At 58.5% G+C, this 15,492-nt stretch carries 15 protein-coding genes; 4 read left to right on the forward strand and 11 right to left on the reverse strand.

Annotated elements, in window-relative coordinates; genetic code table 11:
• Positions 1 to 46 precede the first annotated feature (46 nt).
• On the forward strand, positions 47 to 691 hold the full coding sequence (locus tag AGR13A_RS21215) for a TetR/AcrR family transcriptional regulator (protein WP_308400313.1): 645 nt from the start codon (positions 47 to 49) through the stop codon (positions 689 to 691).
• 83 nt (positions 692 to 774) lie between these two features.
• Here the strand turns inward: AGR13A_RS21215 and AGR13A_RS21220 are convergent, their stop codons facing one another.
• The 11 genes from AGR13A_RS21220 to AGR13A_RS21270 form a co-directional block, all read right to left on the reverse strand.
• On the reverse strand, positions 775 to 1,749 hold the full coding sequence (locus tag AGR13A_RS21220) for a DUF4432 family protein (RefSeq protein ID WP_080839257.1): 975 nt from the start codon (positions 1,747 to 1,749) through the stop codon (positions 775 to 777).
• A 15-nt stretch (positions 1,750 to 1,764) separates the two neighbouring features.
• Positions 1,765 to 2,271 (reverse strand): NUDIX hydrolase, encoded by a 507-nt coding sequence (locus AGR13A_RS21225; protein ID WP_208612412.1) that lies wholly within the window; start codon positions 2,269 to 2,271, stop codon positions 1,765 to 1,767.
• A gap of 176 nt (positions 2,272 to 2,447) precedes the next feature.
• Positions 2,448 to 3,260, reverse strand: coding sequence for an inositol monophosphatase family protein (locus tag AGR13A_RS21230; RefSeq protein WP_035225353.1), 813 nt, complete (start codon positions 3,258 to 3,260; stop codon positions 2,448 to 2,450).
• Positions 3,253 to 4,053: a glycerophosphodiester phosphodiesterase gene (locus AGR13A_RS21235; RefSeq protein ID WP_080839260.1), complete on the reverse strand. Its 801-nt coding sequence runs from the start codon at positions 4,051 to 4,053 to the stop codon at positions 3,253 to 3,255. Before AGR13A_RS21235 ends, AGR13A_RS21230 begins: the two co-directional genes overlap by 8 nt.
• Positions 4,054 to 4,070: 17 nt before the next feature.
• Positions 4,071 to 4,937: an ABC transporter permease gene (locus tag AGR13A_RS21240; protein ID WP_080839262.1), complete on the reverse strand. Its 867-nt coding sequence runs from the start codon at positions 4,935 to 4,937 to the stop codon at positions 4,071 to 4,073.
• Between the two features lies 1 nt (position 4,938).
• Complete coding sequence (locus AGR13A_RS21245; RefSeq protein WP_080839264.1) at positions 4,939 to 5,856, reverse strand: ABC transporter permease; 918 nt, start codon at positions 5,854 to 5,856, stop codon at positions 4,939 to 4,941.
• The gene (locus AGR13A_RS21250) at positions 5,853 to 6,872 is read right to left on the reverse strand and encodes an oligopeptide/dipeptide ABC transporter ATP-binding protein (protein ID WP_051796371.1); all 1,020 of its coding nucleotides are present in this window, start codon (positions 6,870 to 6,872) and stop codon (positions 5,853 to 5,855) included. Before AGR13A_RS21250 ends, AGR13A_RS21245 begins: the two co-directional genes overlap by 4 nt.
• On the reverse strand, positions 6,869 to 7,816 hold the full coding sequence (locus AGR13A_RS21255) for an ABC transporter ATP-binding protein (RefSeq protein ID WP_035225347.1): 948 nt from the start codon (positions 7,814 to 7,816) through the stop codon (positions 6,869 to 6,871). Before AGR13A_RS21255 ends, AGR13A_RS21250 begins: the two co-directional genes overlap by 4 nt.
• Before the next feature lie 59 nt (positions 7,817 to 7,875).
• Entirely contained in the window at positions 7,876 to 9,441 is a 1,566-nt protein-coding gene (locus tag AGR13A_RS21260; RefSeq protein ID WP_080839266.1) for an ABC transporter substrate-binding protein, read from the reverse strand.
• Between the two features lie 42 nt (positions 9,442 to 9,483).
• Positions 9,484 to 10,275, reverse strand: coding sequence for a DeoR/GlpR family DNA-binding transcription regulator (locus tag AGR13A_RS21265; RefSeq protein ID WP_139786108.1), 792 nt, complete (start codon positions 10,273 to 10,275; stop codon positions 9,484 to 9,486).
• Between the two features lie 459 nt (positions 10,276 to 10,734).
• Positions 10,735 to 11,973, reverse strand: a complete 1,239-nt coding sequence (locus tag AGR13A_RS21270) for an ROK family transcriptional regulator (protein ID WP_139786109.1) — start codon at positions 11,971 to 11,973, stop codon at positions 10,735 to 10,737.
• A gap of 303 nt (positions 11,974 to 12,276) precedes the next feature.
• Between AGR13A_RS21270 and AGR13A_RS21275 the strand changes: the two genes are divergently transcribed.
• The 3 genes from AGR13A_RS21275 to AGR13A_RS21285 all read left to right on the forward strand — a co-directional run bounded on the left by AGR13A_RS21275 (position 12,277) and on the right by AGR13A_RS21285 (position 15,470).
• Positions 12,277 to 13,302, forward strand: a complete 1,026-nt coding sequence (locus AGR13A_RS21275; RefSeq protein ID WP_374701889.1) for a substrate-binding domain-containing protein — start codon at positions 12,277 to 12,279, stop codon at positions 13,300 to 13,302.
• Between the two features lie 270 nt (positions 13,303 to 13,572).
• Complete coding sequence (locus AGR13A_RS21280) at positions 13,573 to 14,658, forward strand: ABC transporter permease (RefSeq protein WP_035225341.1); 1,086 nt, start codon at positions 13,573 to 13,575, stop codon at positions 14,656 to 14,658.
• Positions 14,655 to 15,470: an ATP-binding cassette domain-containing protein gene (locus AGR13A_RS21285; RefSeq protein ID WP_080840391.1), complete on the forward strand. Its 816-nt coding sequence runs from the start codon at positions 14,655 to 14,657 to the stop codon at positions 15,468 to 15,470. Before AGR13A_RS21280 ends, AGR13A_RS21285 begins: the two co-directional genes overlap by 4 nt.
• Positions 15,471 to 15,492: the final 22 nt, after the last annotated feature.

The raw sequence follows: 15,492 nt of genomic DNA on the forward strand, positions 1-15,492 counted from the left end.
GACGTCTTCAAACAGGCCGGGCACGGGCAAGTGCGGAGGAAATCTGGTGTCGGAGAGAATAAACGCGACAGCGCGGGTCGGTCGCCCCTTGAAGGCGGAACAGAACGCCGCGGCCGAAAGGATAATCGACGCTGCGACTACGCTTTTTGCGACGCGCGGCTTTGCCGGCACGTCCATGGAGCAGGTCGCTTCGCAGTGCGGGGCAGGCAAGGATACTGTCTATCGCCGCTTTCCCTCGAAAGTCGCCCTGTTCGAGGCCGTGGTGGAACACGCTCACGCCCGAGCGGTGGCGCGGCTGAGAGACTTGCCGATGGCGCATGGCAACGCTCTTCAGCGCCTGCGGGCCCTGATGCGCGAATTGCTGCATATCAACATGGAGCCGGACCTCATCGCGCTGAAGCGCATTACCTTCAGTGAAGCTGTCGTGTTCGAAAAGAAAGCACCTATCCCGCCGCAGCCCGACCCGATCATGAACCGGCTCGTCGATGCCGTGGGGGCAGCGCAGGATGCCGGCGTGATTGCGGCCGGGGATGTGAGCCTGATCGCCAGCCATCTCATCCACTGTCTTGTCGCAATGCCCACCTCGTCCGCGATGATGGGCGGGGCCGAATTTGATACAAGGCAGTCTGTCGATCTATATTTCGACAGGACCTGGAACTGGCTTTACAGAGGAATATCGGCAGATAGCTAACAGCAGGGCCCATTATCTTGTGGAGGGGCTGGAGCCTGGAATCGAGCGGGCTATTGCAAATACTCCAAAGCCTGCGCCCCGTTTCATGAGGGAAGTAAATCTATCTGCAGCTTGTAGGTGCGGCTTTCCCCTGCGCCTAGCTGACCGCCTTCGGGTGGTCGGAGATCGGATCGAGGCTCGATCCCAAGTGCGAATACGCCGGACTGATAGGCGCGCCAGGTCGCAAATTTGGGGAGCGCCACCTGATCATAGGTCAGGGAGAGGGAGAAACCACATCGCTTGTTTTCGAGAACAATTGGCGTGTCGTGCGGAGTGACGCGGCAGTCGATATGATCCACTTTTTCCCCAAAGCTGTCGTGAGGGATTGGCGGAGTCGAATTGATTTCGCAAAGCGCAGGTTCAGGCAAGCCCTTCACGATCAAGGTCTCGTCCAGGAAAGGATATCCGACATTGAGGTGATAGAGGATAGCGTGTTCGGATGGTCGAAAGCTTCGGTTCGTTACCGTGTCTTCAATGAGCAATGTGGATTCGAAAATCGGGACGGTTATTTTGCGGTGCAGTTCTAGAACTTCTCCGAAAACACTTGATTGCCGCACCGTCCCCTCGCAGATGATGGTGCGTGTCCCAACCTCGACGCCAAATCTCTTCAGCCGCGACTTCTCGGACGATATCCGGCCGTGCTGCGGTAACCGCCTGGATTTGAGATTTGGATATCCATAATGCGTCACATCGGAGTCATGAGGCCTGCTGTATTGGTCCAGACCGCATGTCACCATGAAGCCATCGAAATTGCGGAAAAAGCCCAACCCCTCTTCTGAATCCGGGTCATGTGGCGAGAATGGCATCTGGTTGGAAGAGTGCCAGCCTACATTCACCCCCTTGAACGACAGCGATGAGACGTCGAAACCACGATCGACCGCGATCTCGAATCCGATACCGGCGGCATTTCTGGCAATGATAAGACGTTGTCCTCTGCCCGGGCCATCTTCCATTGTTAAAAGCCGTGCGTCGGCAACCGAACGGAGATCTGCGGTTCGGCGGAGCAAATCCATGTCCATCAATTGATCCTCATTTTACGGCTCGGAGCGCTGATACGTGGCCGGCAATGCCAGGGTTTCAAGTTTTGAGATCAAGCAACGAAGCTCCGGTTCCCTTACGGAAGAGGCTGCGTCCGCCGGCGTGAACCAGCTCAGTCTGCGTTCGTCCTTTTCGGGATAATCGCTCTCGAGCCCTTGCACATCGAGCAAGTGAACCTGGACCATCGCAGGGACAAGATTTCCGTCATCCAGCCTCTTAAGATAGGTGTAGTGACCCCATGCCTTTTTCTGGACACGGCCTCTCACTCCGGCCTCCTCCCAGGCCTCGGTGCAGGCAACTTGGTGGGGCTTCTTCTTCCCCATAGGCCATCCCTTTGGGACGACCCAACGGCCGCTGTCTCTGCTCGTTATCAGCAGGACTTCGATCGCTCCGTCTTGCTCAGGCACGCGTCGAAAGCAAATTGCAGCATATTGCGTCCTGACATCGCTCTTGGGCAGCTTCTCGTCTACTGGTGCTGAAACTTCGGTAGTTTTGTGTGCCAAGTCGATAGCCTTTCACACTCTTGTCATGCACGTCCGCTATAGGTTTGGTGGATCAAGAGTGCTGAATATCTCGATTATTCAGCGGCCTGACTGACGAGATGCTTGAAGGTTTTGTCTGATTGTGAGGAGCGTCGCACCGGCTTGCGCGGCGCCCGTTAGTAAAAGGCGATTGAGGGTCAGGCAGCCGCCGAAAGGTTGTTCAGCACCGGCTTTACTCGATTGAGAAACTCCTTGGAGCCGCACACGAAACGAAGTTTCTGCGGTAGTTCCGTATTATCCCAATCGATCGTGTGAGTGACGCCCAGTCCCGCGAGGATTGGCAGTGCCGCCATGACGTCCCATGTGGAGTCGCCGACAGAAACGTAACCATCTGTCTCACCCATCATCACTTCGATCAACGAGAGCGTTGCGGACCCCGTGAAGCGGAAGCTTATGCGCAGGTCATCCGAGATGAACCGGATGACCTCCAGCCTGTCAGCCGTCGAGACCGATGGATGAATGCTGAAGCCTGTCGATGCGCGAGACATGTCGAGCGCGGGCAGGGGACCGAGAGGCTTTCCATTGAGCTGCGGTACGATGGCGTGACCACCGATCAACAGAAGGTCGCGCGCGGGAGCGAAAATAACGCCGAAGGCGGGACGCCGGTTCTCGAAAAGCCCGATTGAGACAGCCCAGTTCTGGGCGCCGCGGACATAGTTGAATGTCCCGTCAATCGGATCGATGACCCAGATGCGACCCGAAGTGCCGGTGATCTCGCCGCCCTCTTCTCCGAAGACTCCATCGTCTGGAAAAGCTTGACGAAGCCTCTCGATAATCAGGGCTTCGACCTGCTTGTCGGCTTCGGTGACCAGGTCAAGGTGTCCCTTCTTCTCGACCGGCAGGGTGGCCAGTTTTTTGAAGTGGTATAGAGCCAGGTTTCCAGCTTCCCGCGCAATGCCCTCGACAATGCGCGCCTGATCCGAAGAGACTGTTGTGTTTACCTTATCCACGCGCCTGATCCCGCAACCGTGCGATCTGTGCGACATCGTCACCGAGAAGCTGATCGAGCTGACCTTCACGGACCCACTGGACAAGTTGAGATTCGACGTCCACGCCATACGTCATCAATTTTTCATGGTGGCCGGCTGGCAGATAGCAGAAGGCCGCGAAGCCCTCTTCATGCAGCTGGCGCGCCTCGCCGCTGGCAAAATGATAGACTTCGATATTCATGGCATCGAGATTGGCCTGACGAGCAAGCGACGCAGGATCGATAAGGCGGGAGTGCATCAGGCCGACGGTCGGAACCTCCGGGATGGCTTTCTTGACGTCCCTCAGCTGCACATAGTCGAAGGAAGAGAACTGCAACAGGTCGGCGGCACCAAGCTCATCGATCAATGCGCGCAGCTTCGGGAAAAACACGTCGTTCTGGTCGTAGATCTTGAGTTCCAGCTGATAGATGATGCCAAGCTCTCGTGCGAGTATCAGCGCATCACGCAGCCGCGGCACCTGCTCACCTGAATACTTGTCACTGAACCAGCTGCCGGCATCAAGCTTCGCCAGCTCAGCATAGGTCATTTTCTGGACGATGCCGTGGCCATTCGTCGTGCGATCAACCGTCTTGTCGTGCATCAGAACGAGCTCGCCATCGCTGGTGATGGAGAGGTCGGTCTCGCAGGTCGTAAGCGGGCCGCCATACTCGAAAGCCTTGCGAAACGCGACCAGCGTATTTTCCGGGGCGCCGGCGCTGTGGCCGCGGTGGCCACCGATGCGCATGTTTTCAATCGTCATTCGAAGCGGATTCATAGTCTTTTCCTTCTGAGTTAACGGAGGCGCGCGTCGATGCGATCGCGCAGATAGTCGCCAAGCAGGCTGATGGAGAGCGTCGTCAGGACAATCACGGCGCCGGGGAATGCGGCGATCCACCATGCGATCGCGAGATAGTTGCGGCCGTCAGCGACCATCAGTCCAAGGCTCGTTTCCGGAGCTTGAATGCCAAGACCGAGAAAACTCAGGCCACTTTCCAGAAGGATGATTTCTGGAAAGTTCACGGTGAACTGAACGATCAGGGGCCCAGCGATATTGGGGAGCATGTGGCGCAGATAGATGCGCATCGGTGGCACGCCGACAATACGAGCGGCTTCTGCATAGCCTTCCTCCTTGGCGCTCAGGACCAGACCGCGCGTCAGTCGCGCATAACGTTCCCAGCTGGCGAAACCGACAAGGAACACGAAGAGAATTGGGCTGGAACCAAGCAGCGCCAGAACGCCGAGAGCAATGACGATGAAAGGAACTGACGCCATGGCGTCGGCGAAGCCCATGATGGTGTTATCCACCCAGCCACCGAAATGGGCCGCCAGCAGGCCGAGCGTGGTCCCCATGATGGCGCAGATGACGGAACCGACGAGCGCGATCATCAGCGTCATCTGTGTCGCGACGAGCAGATTGCTGACCACGTCGCGACCGAGATAGTCGGTTCCAAGAAAGTGCTCGGCCGACAGGAATGGCCTGGCAAACCGCGCGATCGGATCCTGGCTCAGGTAGTCAAAGGGCGAAATCCAGCGTGCCGTTACGCCGACGATGATGACGATCGCAATCCAGAGGCAGCATAGAGTTATGCTTGCCGGCATTTTGCGGAACGGGGCCAGCACGGAGATTGGCGCGGGATTGGAGGAGGTGACCGATGCCATGTCAGTGCTTCCTGATTTTCGGATTGAGAACCGCATAGAGAACATCGACGGTGAGGTTGATGGCCACCATGAACGCGGTGAAGAGGATGATCATGGCCTGTACGACGGGTAGATCGCCGGTGCTCGTTGCATTGACGAACCCACTTCCGAGACCTGGCCACGAGAATACCGGCTCTATGAGTGCGGATCCGCCAAGCAGACCGCCTGCGACGAAGCCGAGTGTCGTCACCATCGGGATTGCTGCATTCGGAAGGGCGTGACGCAAGATGACGTCCCAATTCGGTATGTCATCCGCACGAGCTGCCGCGATATACGGCTGACCGAGCACGTCGATCAGCGTGGAGCGCATGAACCGCGCCACGGCCGCAGCGTTGAACAGCGCGAAGGTCGCTATGGGCAGGATGGCATGGTTCCAGGTTGAGCTGCCGGAACTCGGCAGTACCCGAAGCCACACTGCAAACACGAAAACGAAGACCAGACCGAGCAGGAAGTTTGGAATGCTGTAGCCGAGAACAGCGCCTGCCATCACGCCCTTGTCGACAGCAGATTCACGACGCACAGCCGCAATAATTCCGACGGGAATTCCGATCAGGAGGCTCAGGAAAAAGGCCGAAACCGTCAACAGCAGGGTTTTAGGGATTCGCTCGCTGATAACGTCGAACACCTCTCGGCCATCTGCGAATGATGTCCCGAAGTCGCCATGGAATGCATTGGCGACATAGTAGAGATATTGTTCTGGGATAGAGCGGTCGAGACCCCACTTCTCGTTGAATGCGGCAAGTGCCTCCGGCCCGGCATTATCCGACAACATCGACTGCGCGGGATCACCGCTCAAGCGCAGAATGACGAAAACGATGGTAACCGTGAACACGAGAACGACGATGGCACGTATGACGCGGGCAAAAATGAAGCTGGTCATATGGCCAACTCCTTTTTCACGACGACATCAGCCGCCGGGACGGCTTGACGGTCAATCTCCTCTGCACGATGGCAGGCAGCTTGCTGGTTCCCGACCAGCCGCAAGGCCGGCGTTTCACTGACGCATCGGTCGATCGCGAACGGACAGCGTGCCCGAAACGCGCAACCCTTTGACGCATTGCTGGCATCGAGTTCGCCTTTGATCGGCGGTTCGATATTTCGAACCCTGGGATCCATGGTCGGTACGGAAGCCAGGAGCGCCCGCGTGTAGGGATGCCGCGGATTTTGGTAGACCGTCTTGATGTCGCCTGTCTCGACAATGCGGCCGAGATACATGACGGCGATACGATCGACGAGATGGCGAACGATCCTCAAATCATGGGTGATGAAGACGTAAGCGAGATCCATCTCCTGCCAGAGCTCACGCAGAAGTGCCACCACCTGAGCCTGCACCGAGACATCGAGCGCCGAAACAGCCTCGTCAAAAACGACCAGCTTTGGATCAAGGATCAGCGCGCGTGCGATGACGACGCGCTGGCGCTGGCCGCCTGACATCTGGTGTGGGTAGCGGTTCATCATCGCTCCGGAGAGGCCGACACGTTCCAGCATCGCGGCTGCCCGCCGATAGGCCTCTTCCCGACCACAGACATGATGAACGATCAGGCCTTCGGCGACCTGCTGGCCGATCGTCATTTGCGGATTAAGCGCCGCGAGCGGGTTCTGCTGCACGAGGGAGGTGCGAACACGGAAATTCTTCCAGTCCGCCTTTGTCCGGTCTTTGTGGTTTACGCCGTCAAACCATACATCACCGCTGGTCGGGGGTGTCAGACCGAGGAGCAGTCGGCCAAGTGTCGACTTGCCGCTACCGGATTCGCCAACAACACCGATGCGTTCCCGAGCCGACAGCTCGAAACTGATGTGGTTCGCGGCGAGCTGCTGCGTCGGCCTGGTGAAGAAACCAGTCTTGTGCCTGTAAGCCTTCGTCAGATCGCTTGTTTGAAGCAGGGGCGTCATCATGCGACCACCGGATGATAGCAGGAAGCTTCGTGTGACAGGCCGATGCTGGAGGGAGCGGGGAAACGAGCCACACATTCCTCGGCCACGCGCGGACAGCGCGGATGGAAGTAACAGCCATCAGGCAGGCTCTCGAGAAGAGGAACCGAACCCGGGATTGGGATCGGTGGCTCAAGATCGGCGGGATCGATGCTCGGCATACAGTCGATCAGAGCGCGGGCATATGGATGAGCGGGCCGCGCAAGCAGCTCCGCAATTGGAGCCGTCTCGATGATCTTGCCGCAATACATGACTGCTGCCTTGTCAGCGAGACGCGCGATCACCCCGAGATCGTGGGAAACGATCATCAGGGCCATGCCAGTCTCGGCCTTCAACTCTTCGAGGAGGTGGAGGATCTGCGCCTGCATCGTGACATCGAGCGCAGTCGTCGGTTCGTCAGCGATCAGCAATTGAGGCTTTGCCGCGAGTGCATGTGCGATCATGACACGCTGGTTCATGCCGCCGGAGAATTGATGGGGGTACGCGCGCAGACGGCTTGCGGCGCGATCGATACCGACGCGTTCGAGAAGCCGCATGGCTTCCAGCCGGGCATCGTTGCCTTTCAGCCCCTGATGGCGATAGAGCGCCGATTCAAGGTAGCGGCCTATTGTATGAACCGGGTTCAGGCTGCTGGTTGGGTCCTGGAATATCATTGCGATCGTCGGATCAGCGACCTTGCCGGATTTCGTCGCATCACGTTCGAACTCGATGGAGCCACCGGTGCGGGCGATTCCGCGCGGCAACATGCCCGCGACGGCGTAACAGGTCATGCTCTTTCCGCAACCGGACTCCCCAACAAGACCGAGGGTCTCACCGGCATCCACACTGAAGCTGATCCCATCAATGATTTTGGTATTGCGTGCCGGGACTTCGACGACCAGGTCGCGAACGGTCAAGAGCTTTGGCATTCTTTGATCTCCTTGGGGCGATGCGCACGGATGCGCATCGCCGAGGCAGCGTGTTGTGATCAGCTGAAGCTGAGGTTGTTGCGAAACTCCATCATCTCAAAGCTGATGGGCTTCCACTGGACATTCTTGCGCGCCGCGTAGACGTCGAACGGCTGGTAAAGAATGACGGCCGGGGCTTCTTCCTCGAAAATGTCGCGCATGCGGCTCCAGGCGTCGAAGCGTTCCTTGCCATTCGGCATCTGGGAAACCTTGGTGCAGAGTTCGTTGAACTCGGCCGGAGCCTTCCAGCCCCAACGCTTCTGTACCTGGCCTTTCGGACCAAATTCGCAAACCATCGTTGCCCAGGCGTCCGTCATCCACTGGCCATTCGACCAGTTGCGGATGTAGCTGTCCTGGTCTTTCGGTGCGGCGCCGGGAGCGAATACTTTCGGAACCACCGTGACGCCGATCTGCTTCCACATTTCGATCATCATCATGAGCGCGGGAACGGCGTTGGCGTAGTAATTGCCCATCGTGTGGTAAGTGATGGGGGTGCCGTCGTAGCCACTTTCCTTGACCAGGCGCCGGGCTTCCTCGACGTTGTATTCCATCGCCTTGCGGTTTGGATCGAAAGACTCACCGTAGTTCGGGAAGTTGAAGCCATGGGGGATCGAGGCTTTGCTCTTCCAGAGCGATTCGACCATGATCGGGCGGTTGACCGCTAGCGCGAGGGCGCGGCGGAGCGTCTTCGACTGGAACACCTTCTGGTTCATGTTGAAGGTGAACATGTGGAAATTCTCAACGACCTTTCCGCGTGTTTCCAGGTCGGAATAACCGTTGATGAGTTCCATATCGTCGGGCGTGAGGGTGGTGACGATATCATATTCACCGCTGATCAGACCGGCAACACGGGCGGCTGGTTCGGCGACAAGCTGGTAGGTGATCTTTGAGGCAGTGGGTTTGATACCCCAGTAGTCGTCGTTCGGTTCAAGAACCACGCGGTCGCCCGCGATCATCTCGACGAATTTATACGGGCCTGTTCCGATTGGCTTGCTGCCGAAACCGACAGTGCCAAGGCTCTTATAATAGTCCTTCGGGACGATGCGGCCCATCCAGGAGGTAACATACGTCTCCGTCAGATAGCTCGGCGTTTTCGTGCGCAGAACGACAGTGTATTTGTCCTCGATAACGGGCTCGTCGAAGTCCAGCGAATAGGAGCCACCAAGCGGAATGGTCTTGATTGCTTCAGGACCCCACAGGCGCTCGGACGAGAATGTGTAGGCGACGTCATCAGCGGTCATTTCGACGCCGTTGTGGAACATGACCTTCTGGCGCAGCTTGAAGCGCACGGACCTGTCGTCGATGCGTTCCCAGCTTTCAGCCAGTGACGGCATCAGACCGAGGCCCGTTCCCGGCGCATCGTTTCCGAAAAAATCGCGGGCGATGAGCGTGTCATAGATCTGGTTGACGATGCGCGGTCCGACGTTGCTGATCGCATTGACCGGCTCCAGCGTGGCTGGCAGCCCGTTGACACCGATCCGGAGCTCACGACGCTCCTGGGCAAATGCAAACTTCATGCTGGTGGTCGATGCCAGCGCCGCAACGCTTGCACCGATGATGAATTTTCTGCGGCTGGTCGAAAGCATCTAAGGTCCCCTGCTTGGCAAGATCTACGTGGAAAGGAAGGTTCAGGTCGCGATGACGAACTTTTTGCGCAGCTTCTCTGGCGCCGCGTCGATGATGGTTTTCGAGCCGCTGTCGGTGACAACGATGCCGATATCTTCGATCTTGCCGACAACGGATAGGCTGCTCTTTGTGAGTTTCGAATGATCGGCAACGACAATCGTCCGGCGTGAGACCTCGATCATGACCTTCGCGATGCTTGCGTTGACGGGTTCAACGGTACAGACGAGACCGCGGTCGACGTCGATTGACGCCGCATTCAAGATGAGCTTGTCGACGTTGAACTGCCGGATGAACTGCTCTGCCAGCGGTCCGCGGAAGGAATGGTTCGTGTCGGTGTATTCACCGCCAACAGAGTAAATCTTGTGATCACCCTGGCGCGTCAGCTCGGCAACGATGTCGAGGCCGTTCGAGATGATCGTGAGGTTCTTTCGACCCGCGAGCATTTTCGCGACTTCCAGCGCGGTGGTGCCCGCATCGAGCAGGATCGTGTCTCCATCCGAAATCATTCCGACAACGGTGGCAGCAATTGCAGCCTTTTCAGCTTGCTTCCACACCAGACGCGCGGAGTTCGTCGCATCTTGGGCTACCTGGTTAAGCCCGACCGCGCCGCCGTGAGTTCTGCGAAGAAATCCCGACTCCTCAAGCTCGACCAGATCGCGACGAGCGGTCGCCACAGATATGTCAAAACGCTCAGTCAGGGTTTTGAGGTCAACGAAGTTCTGCTCACGCAGAAGCTCGACGATCTTGGCCTGCCTGCCTTCTGCTTGTGTCGGTATTGGCTGGATCTCGTTCATGTCGTGATGCTTCTCGTTCATTTGTGAGCGTTATCTATCGGCCTTGGATGACACCAATATGACAAAATAGGCCTGAAAAGTAGGTATAATGTATTTTGCAGGGCACCAATTCGATGCTGCAATGCGCTTTGCCAGTGGAATATGAGCGATATCGTTCACGCTTGGGTGGCAAACCAATAGAAGCGGGTGAGCGCTCAAACCAGTTTTATAGGCGCTGTCTCGGTTAGCAGAGCGCAGCCTTCGGCTGCGCGGTGATCGCGACCGTCTGTGTTTCTTCGAAGGAAGCTGCCATAAAGTGCAAGCGAGAGATTTCCGCTCTTAGCGGTAATCACGCTGATCGGCTGTGGTCATATGGTCGAGAGTTTTTCAGCACCGGTTTCCCGGCGCCGGCCAATCGAGCAAGTCCTGCTGTGTGAGCCACCGTTGTTGAGCGCGTGACGGCGCACGGTTTCTCGTGCACTAGAGCGCTGGGCGTGCACTATGACGCAAGATCACCATTTCGACGTTCTGTGCCTTCATCTGTTCCTCAACCACGAGGATCGCAGCGCCCATGATGCCCGCGTCGGGATCCGGGGGCGAGATCACCAGTTCCAGCTCCCTGGTCGCCAGCGGAAGCGAGCGCTTGTAGACGAGTTCGCGTATGCCGGCGAGAAGGTGGTCGTTGGCGATGGCCAGTGTCCCGCCGATTACGATCATCTGTGGGTTCAGGATGCTGACGAGGCTCGTCATGACCTCGCCGAGAATACGGCCGGATTCCCTGACGAGGTGAATGGCAAGCGGTTGGCCAAATTCGACCAGCCGGGTCACATCGCGGGCGGTATGCGCCTCGATGCCCTCTTTCCGCAACTCGCGTGCAATCGCCCAGCCGGCGGCGCGCGCTTCGACGCAGCCGATCTTGCCGCAGCGGCAGAGCGGTGCGGGTTCGCGCGCGAACTGGATATGGCCGATATCGCCCGCCGCGCCCTGGGCGCCGCGATAAAGGCGGCCCTCGGTGATGATGCCGCTGCCGATGCCCGTCCCGACCTTGACGAACACCATCTCGCTCACATTCGTCCGTCGTTGCCGATGGTCGCTCAAGGCCAGAAGGTTTACGTCGTTTTCGGCGTAGACGGGAACACCGAATCTTTCTTCAAGATGTTGCCTGATTTCAAAATTGTCCCAGCCGACCATCACGGAGGGACCGACGACCCGGCCGTTGGCGTAATCGACAGGGGCAGGCAGGCCAATGCCGATGCCCAGCACGTCGCCGGTTGTTTTGCCAATCTTCGATAAAAGCACCTCGAACTGCTCTTCGATCCAGTTGAGAACCACAGCGGGGCCGCGCAGAATATCGAATGTTTCCGAGATTTCCGTCAGGATTCGCGGCTGCAGGTCGGTGACGGCGACGCGGATATGTTGCTCGCCGATATCGGCGGAGAGGACGACGGCGAAGTCGCGGTTCAGATCAAGGGCGCGTGTCGGGCGTCCGCCGCTCGGAAGCGTTTCCTCTGTCTCGCGGATCAACCCCGCATCGATCAGGCTCGCGAGTTTCTGGTGTACAGTCGCCCGCGAAAGGCCGGAAAGTTCGGTCAGGGCGCTGCGCGAACGGGCGCGACCCGAGCCGACAAGCGACAAGAGCGCCGCGCTTGCCTTGATCGCGTTGAGATCGCCTTGCCATTCGCGAGCTGTAGACCCTTGTCCGGAGGTTGTGCTTGCCATTGCCAGTTCCCGTTCCTCAGAGCGTCTCCGAGTGTCTGGCACGCGGCCGAGCGATTTGCGAGGCTGCCTGCCAGGATTTCGCATAAAATCCAGACATATTCCGGAATTTGCAATCTTGCTCATGATATATGTATAAAAAAATACAAAACAATAAACAGATAATGTTGACAGTATGCATAATCACGGTCAGTAATAATCGCGCCAAGACCGATTATGTCCTCCGAACGGGAGGGAGCGCTTGGCAATCTGGGAGGATTTCACATGAAGTTTTTTGTAAAACCCGCTTCTGCGGGCAATTTTGCCATGTCCAGACGTCTCGGTCCTGCAGCGCTCGCTTTTGGTGTGAGCCTGGCCTTTGTTCCCGTGAGCGCACAGGCCGAGGACATCCTCATCGGCGTCATCACCAAAACCGAAGCCAATCCGTTTTTCGCCAAGATCCGCGAAGGCGCGACGTCGAAGGCCAAGGAACTCGGCGGCGTGAAGATCCAGAGTTTTGCCGGCAAGTTCGACGGTGACAATGAAAGTCAGGTTGCCGCCGTGGAAAACCTGATCTCCGCCGGCGCAAAGGGTATTCTGATGGTGGCGAGCGACACCAAGGCTGTGGTGCCGGTGGTCGAGCAGGCCCGCAAGGCCGGTATCCTCGTCATCGCGCTCGATACGCCACTCGAACCCGCCGATGCTGCAGACGCGACCTTTGCCACAGACAACTTCAAGGCTGGGGAACTGATCGGCTCCTGGGCTGCCAAGACGGTCGCCGATGCTTCCAAGGCGAAGGTCGCCTTTATCGATGCGCTTGAAAACCAGCCGACGGTGGATGTTGCCCGCGACCAGGGCTTCATGAAAGGCTTCGGTATCGATCCCAAGGATGTGACGCGTTACCTCGATGAAGACGACGCGCGCATCGTTGGTCACCAGTGGGGGCAGGGATCGGAAGAGGGCGGCCGCACGGGCATGGAAACCCTTCTTCAGAAGGACAGCGATCTGTCTGTGGTCTATACAATCAACGAGCCGACCGCCGCTGGCGCTTATGAAGCGTTGAAGGCAACGGGCAAGCAGGACTCGGTCATAATCACCTCCGTGGACGGCGGCTGCCCCGGCGTCAAAAACGTCAAGGCGGGCGTCATCGGCGCGACCTCGATGCAATATCCATTGAAGATGGCGTCTCTCGGTGTTGAGGCGATCGTCGAATATGTGAAATCCGGCAAGAAGCCTCAGGTAAGCCCCGGCCTGCCGTTCTTCAACACCGGCGTCACGCTCGTCACCGACAAGCCTGTCGCCGGCGTTGAATCGATCACCTCCGACGAGGCTCTGAAGGCCTGCTGGGGTTGAGTGGCTTTGACGCCCCGTCCTCTCTCTGCCTGCGGGGCGTCATTCCCGGCAAGATTTGTGTCCTTCCGGACAACTCCCGGGAGCAAGGCATGGCTTTTCGGCCCGGAAACCAAATGGCCATGTCTTGCAAGCTTTACCGTAACAGAACGCCCGTGTGTCCCCGTGGATGTGAAAAAAGGCGCTAAACCGTGTTGAATCTGTATATCGCGTTTTCCGGCAGGCGATCCGGTATCAGGGCCGGTGCCGCAGACCTGCGAAGGGTGTATCTCCATGAATGAACCCAGCAAACATGCTTCGGCGGGTCCGACAGGCTTTGAGACCGGTCTGACAGGAAGCGAGACATCGCACGCCGTGTTCGAGGATCAGGACACGAACCCGCTTCGCAGGCTGCAACGCTTCCTGCACGGCAATCCGACAGTGGTGCCGTTCATCGTGCTGGCAGCCAGCATCGCGGTCTTTTCCATGGTGGTTGGCTCCCGGTTCTTTCAGCCTTTCAATCTTTCGCTCATCCTCCAGCAGGTCACCATCATAGGCATTATCGGCATCGCCCAGACGCTGGTGATCCTGACGGCGGGCATCGACCTGTCCGTCGGTGCCATCATGGTATTGACTTCGACGCTCATGGGCCGCCTTGCCGTTACGGCCGGGTTGCCACCGGAACTCGCTTTCCTTATCGGCCTTGGCGGCGGGCTGGGTTGCGGCCTCATCAACGGGTTTCTCATCACCTATGTGCGTCTGCCGCCTTTCATCGTCACCCTCGGGAGTTGGAGCGTTTTTGGTGCGCTGAACCTCTGGTATTCCGGCAGCCAGACCATCCGCAGCCAGGAAGTGGCTGAGGTTGCGCCAATCCTGCAATGGATGGGAGCCGCGATGCAGTTCGGCGGCGCGCGTATCACGCTCGGCACCGTGCTGATGCTGGCTCTTGCCGCTCTCGCCTGGTATGTGCTCAACCGCACGGCCTTCGGCCGCCATGTCTATGCAACGGGTGACGACCCGGATGCGGCGGCGCTTGCGGGCATCGATACGCGCCGCGTGCTGCTGGCCGTTTATGCCTGTGCGGGTCTCATCTCCGCCATCGGCGCCTGGGCGTTGATCGGCCGTGTCGGTGCAATCAGCCCGACCTCCGGATCGACCGCCAATCTGGATTCGATCACCGCGGCGGTGATCGGCGGAACGTCGCTGTTCGGTGGGCGTGGCACCATCGTCGGAACCTTGATCGGTGCCCTGATCGTCGGGGTCTTTCGCAACGGCCTCGCGCTCGCCGGTCTCGATGCGCTGTGGCAGGAATTTTCGGTGGGCATTCTGATCGTGGCGGCCGTCGGCGTCGACCAATGGATCCGGAGGGTTTCGACATGACGCGCGAACTTGCGCTCGAAGGGCGCGGCCTGACCAAGCGATACGGCAATGTCGTTGCCCTCAACGGTGCGGATTTCGAATTGCGCCGCGGCGAAATTCTCGCTGTGATAGGTGACAACGGCGCCGGAAAATCCACCCTCATCAAGGCGCTTGCGGGTGCGGTGATACCCGACAGCGGTGAAATCCGGCTGGAAGGCAAGCGCGTTGATTTCAGAACGCCGATGGATGCGCGCTCCGCGGGCATCGAAACGGTGTTTCAGAACCTTGCGCTCTCACCGGCGCTTTCCATCGCCGATAACCTGTTTCTCGGGCGTGAGTTGCGTGTGTCCGGCGTCAACGGATCGGTGTTTCGGCTGCTCGACCTCGCCCGCATGGCGAGCGAAGCGCGGCGACATCTGTCGAACCTCGGTCTGATGACGGTGCAGGACATTCACCAGAGCGTCGAAACGCTGTCCGGCGGGCAGCGGCAGGGTATTGCCGTGGCGCGCGCCTGTGCGTTCGGTGGGCGCGTCGTCATTCTCGATGAGCCGACCGCAGCTCTCGGGGTCAAGGAATCCCGCAAGGTTCTCGACATGATCCTTAGCATTCGCGACAAGGGCCTGTCGATCGTACTTATCAGCCACAACATGCCGCATGTGTTTGAAATCGCCGACCGTATTCACATCCACAGGCTCGGCAGGCGGGCGGCCGTCGTCAGTCCGGGAGACGTCACCATGTCGGATGCCGTTGCGATCATGACCGGCGCCATGGCTGCTGCCGATCTCGATCCACCGGGCCGGCACGCCCAAGCCGCTGCCAGCCCGACAATGTGAAGAATGGCAGTGTTCCACTTCC

The organism is Agrobacterium genomosp. 13 str. CFBP 6927 (assembly GCA_900012615.1).
Classification (GTDB): Bacteria; Pseudomonadota; Alphaproteobacteria; order Rhizobiales; family Rhizobiaceae; genus Agrobacterium.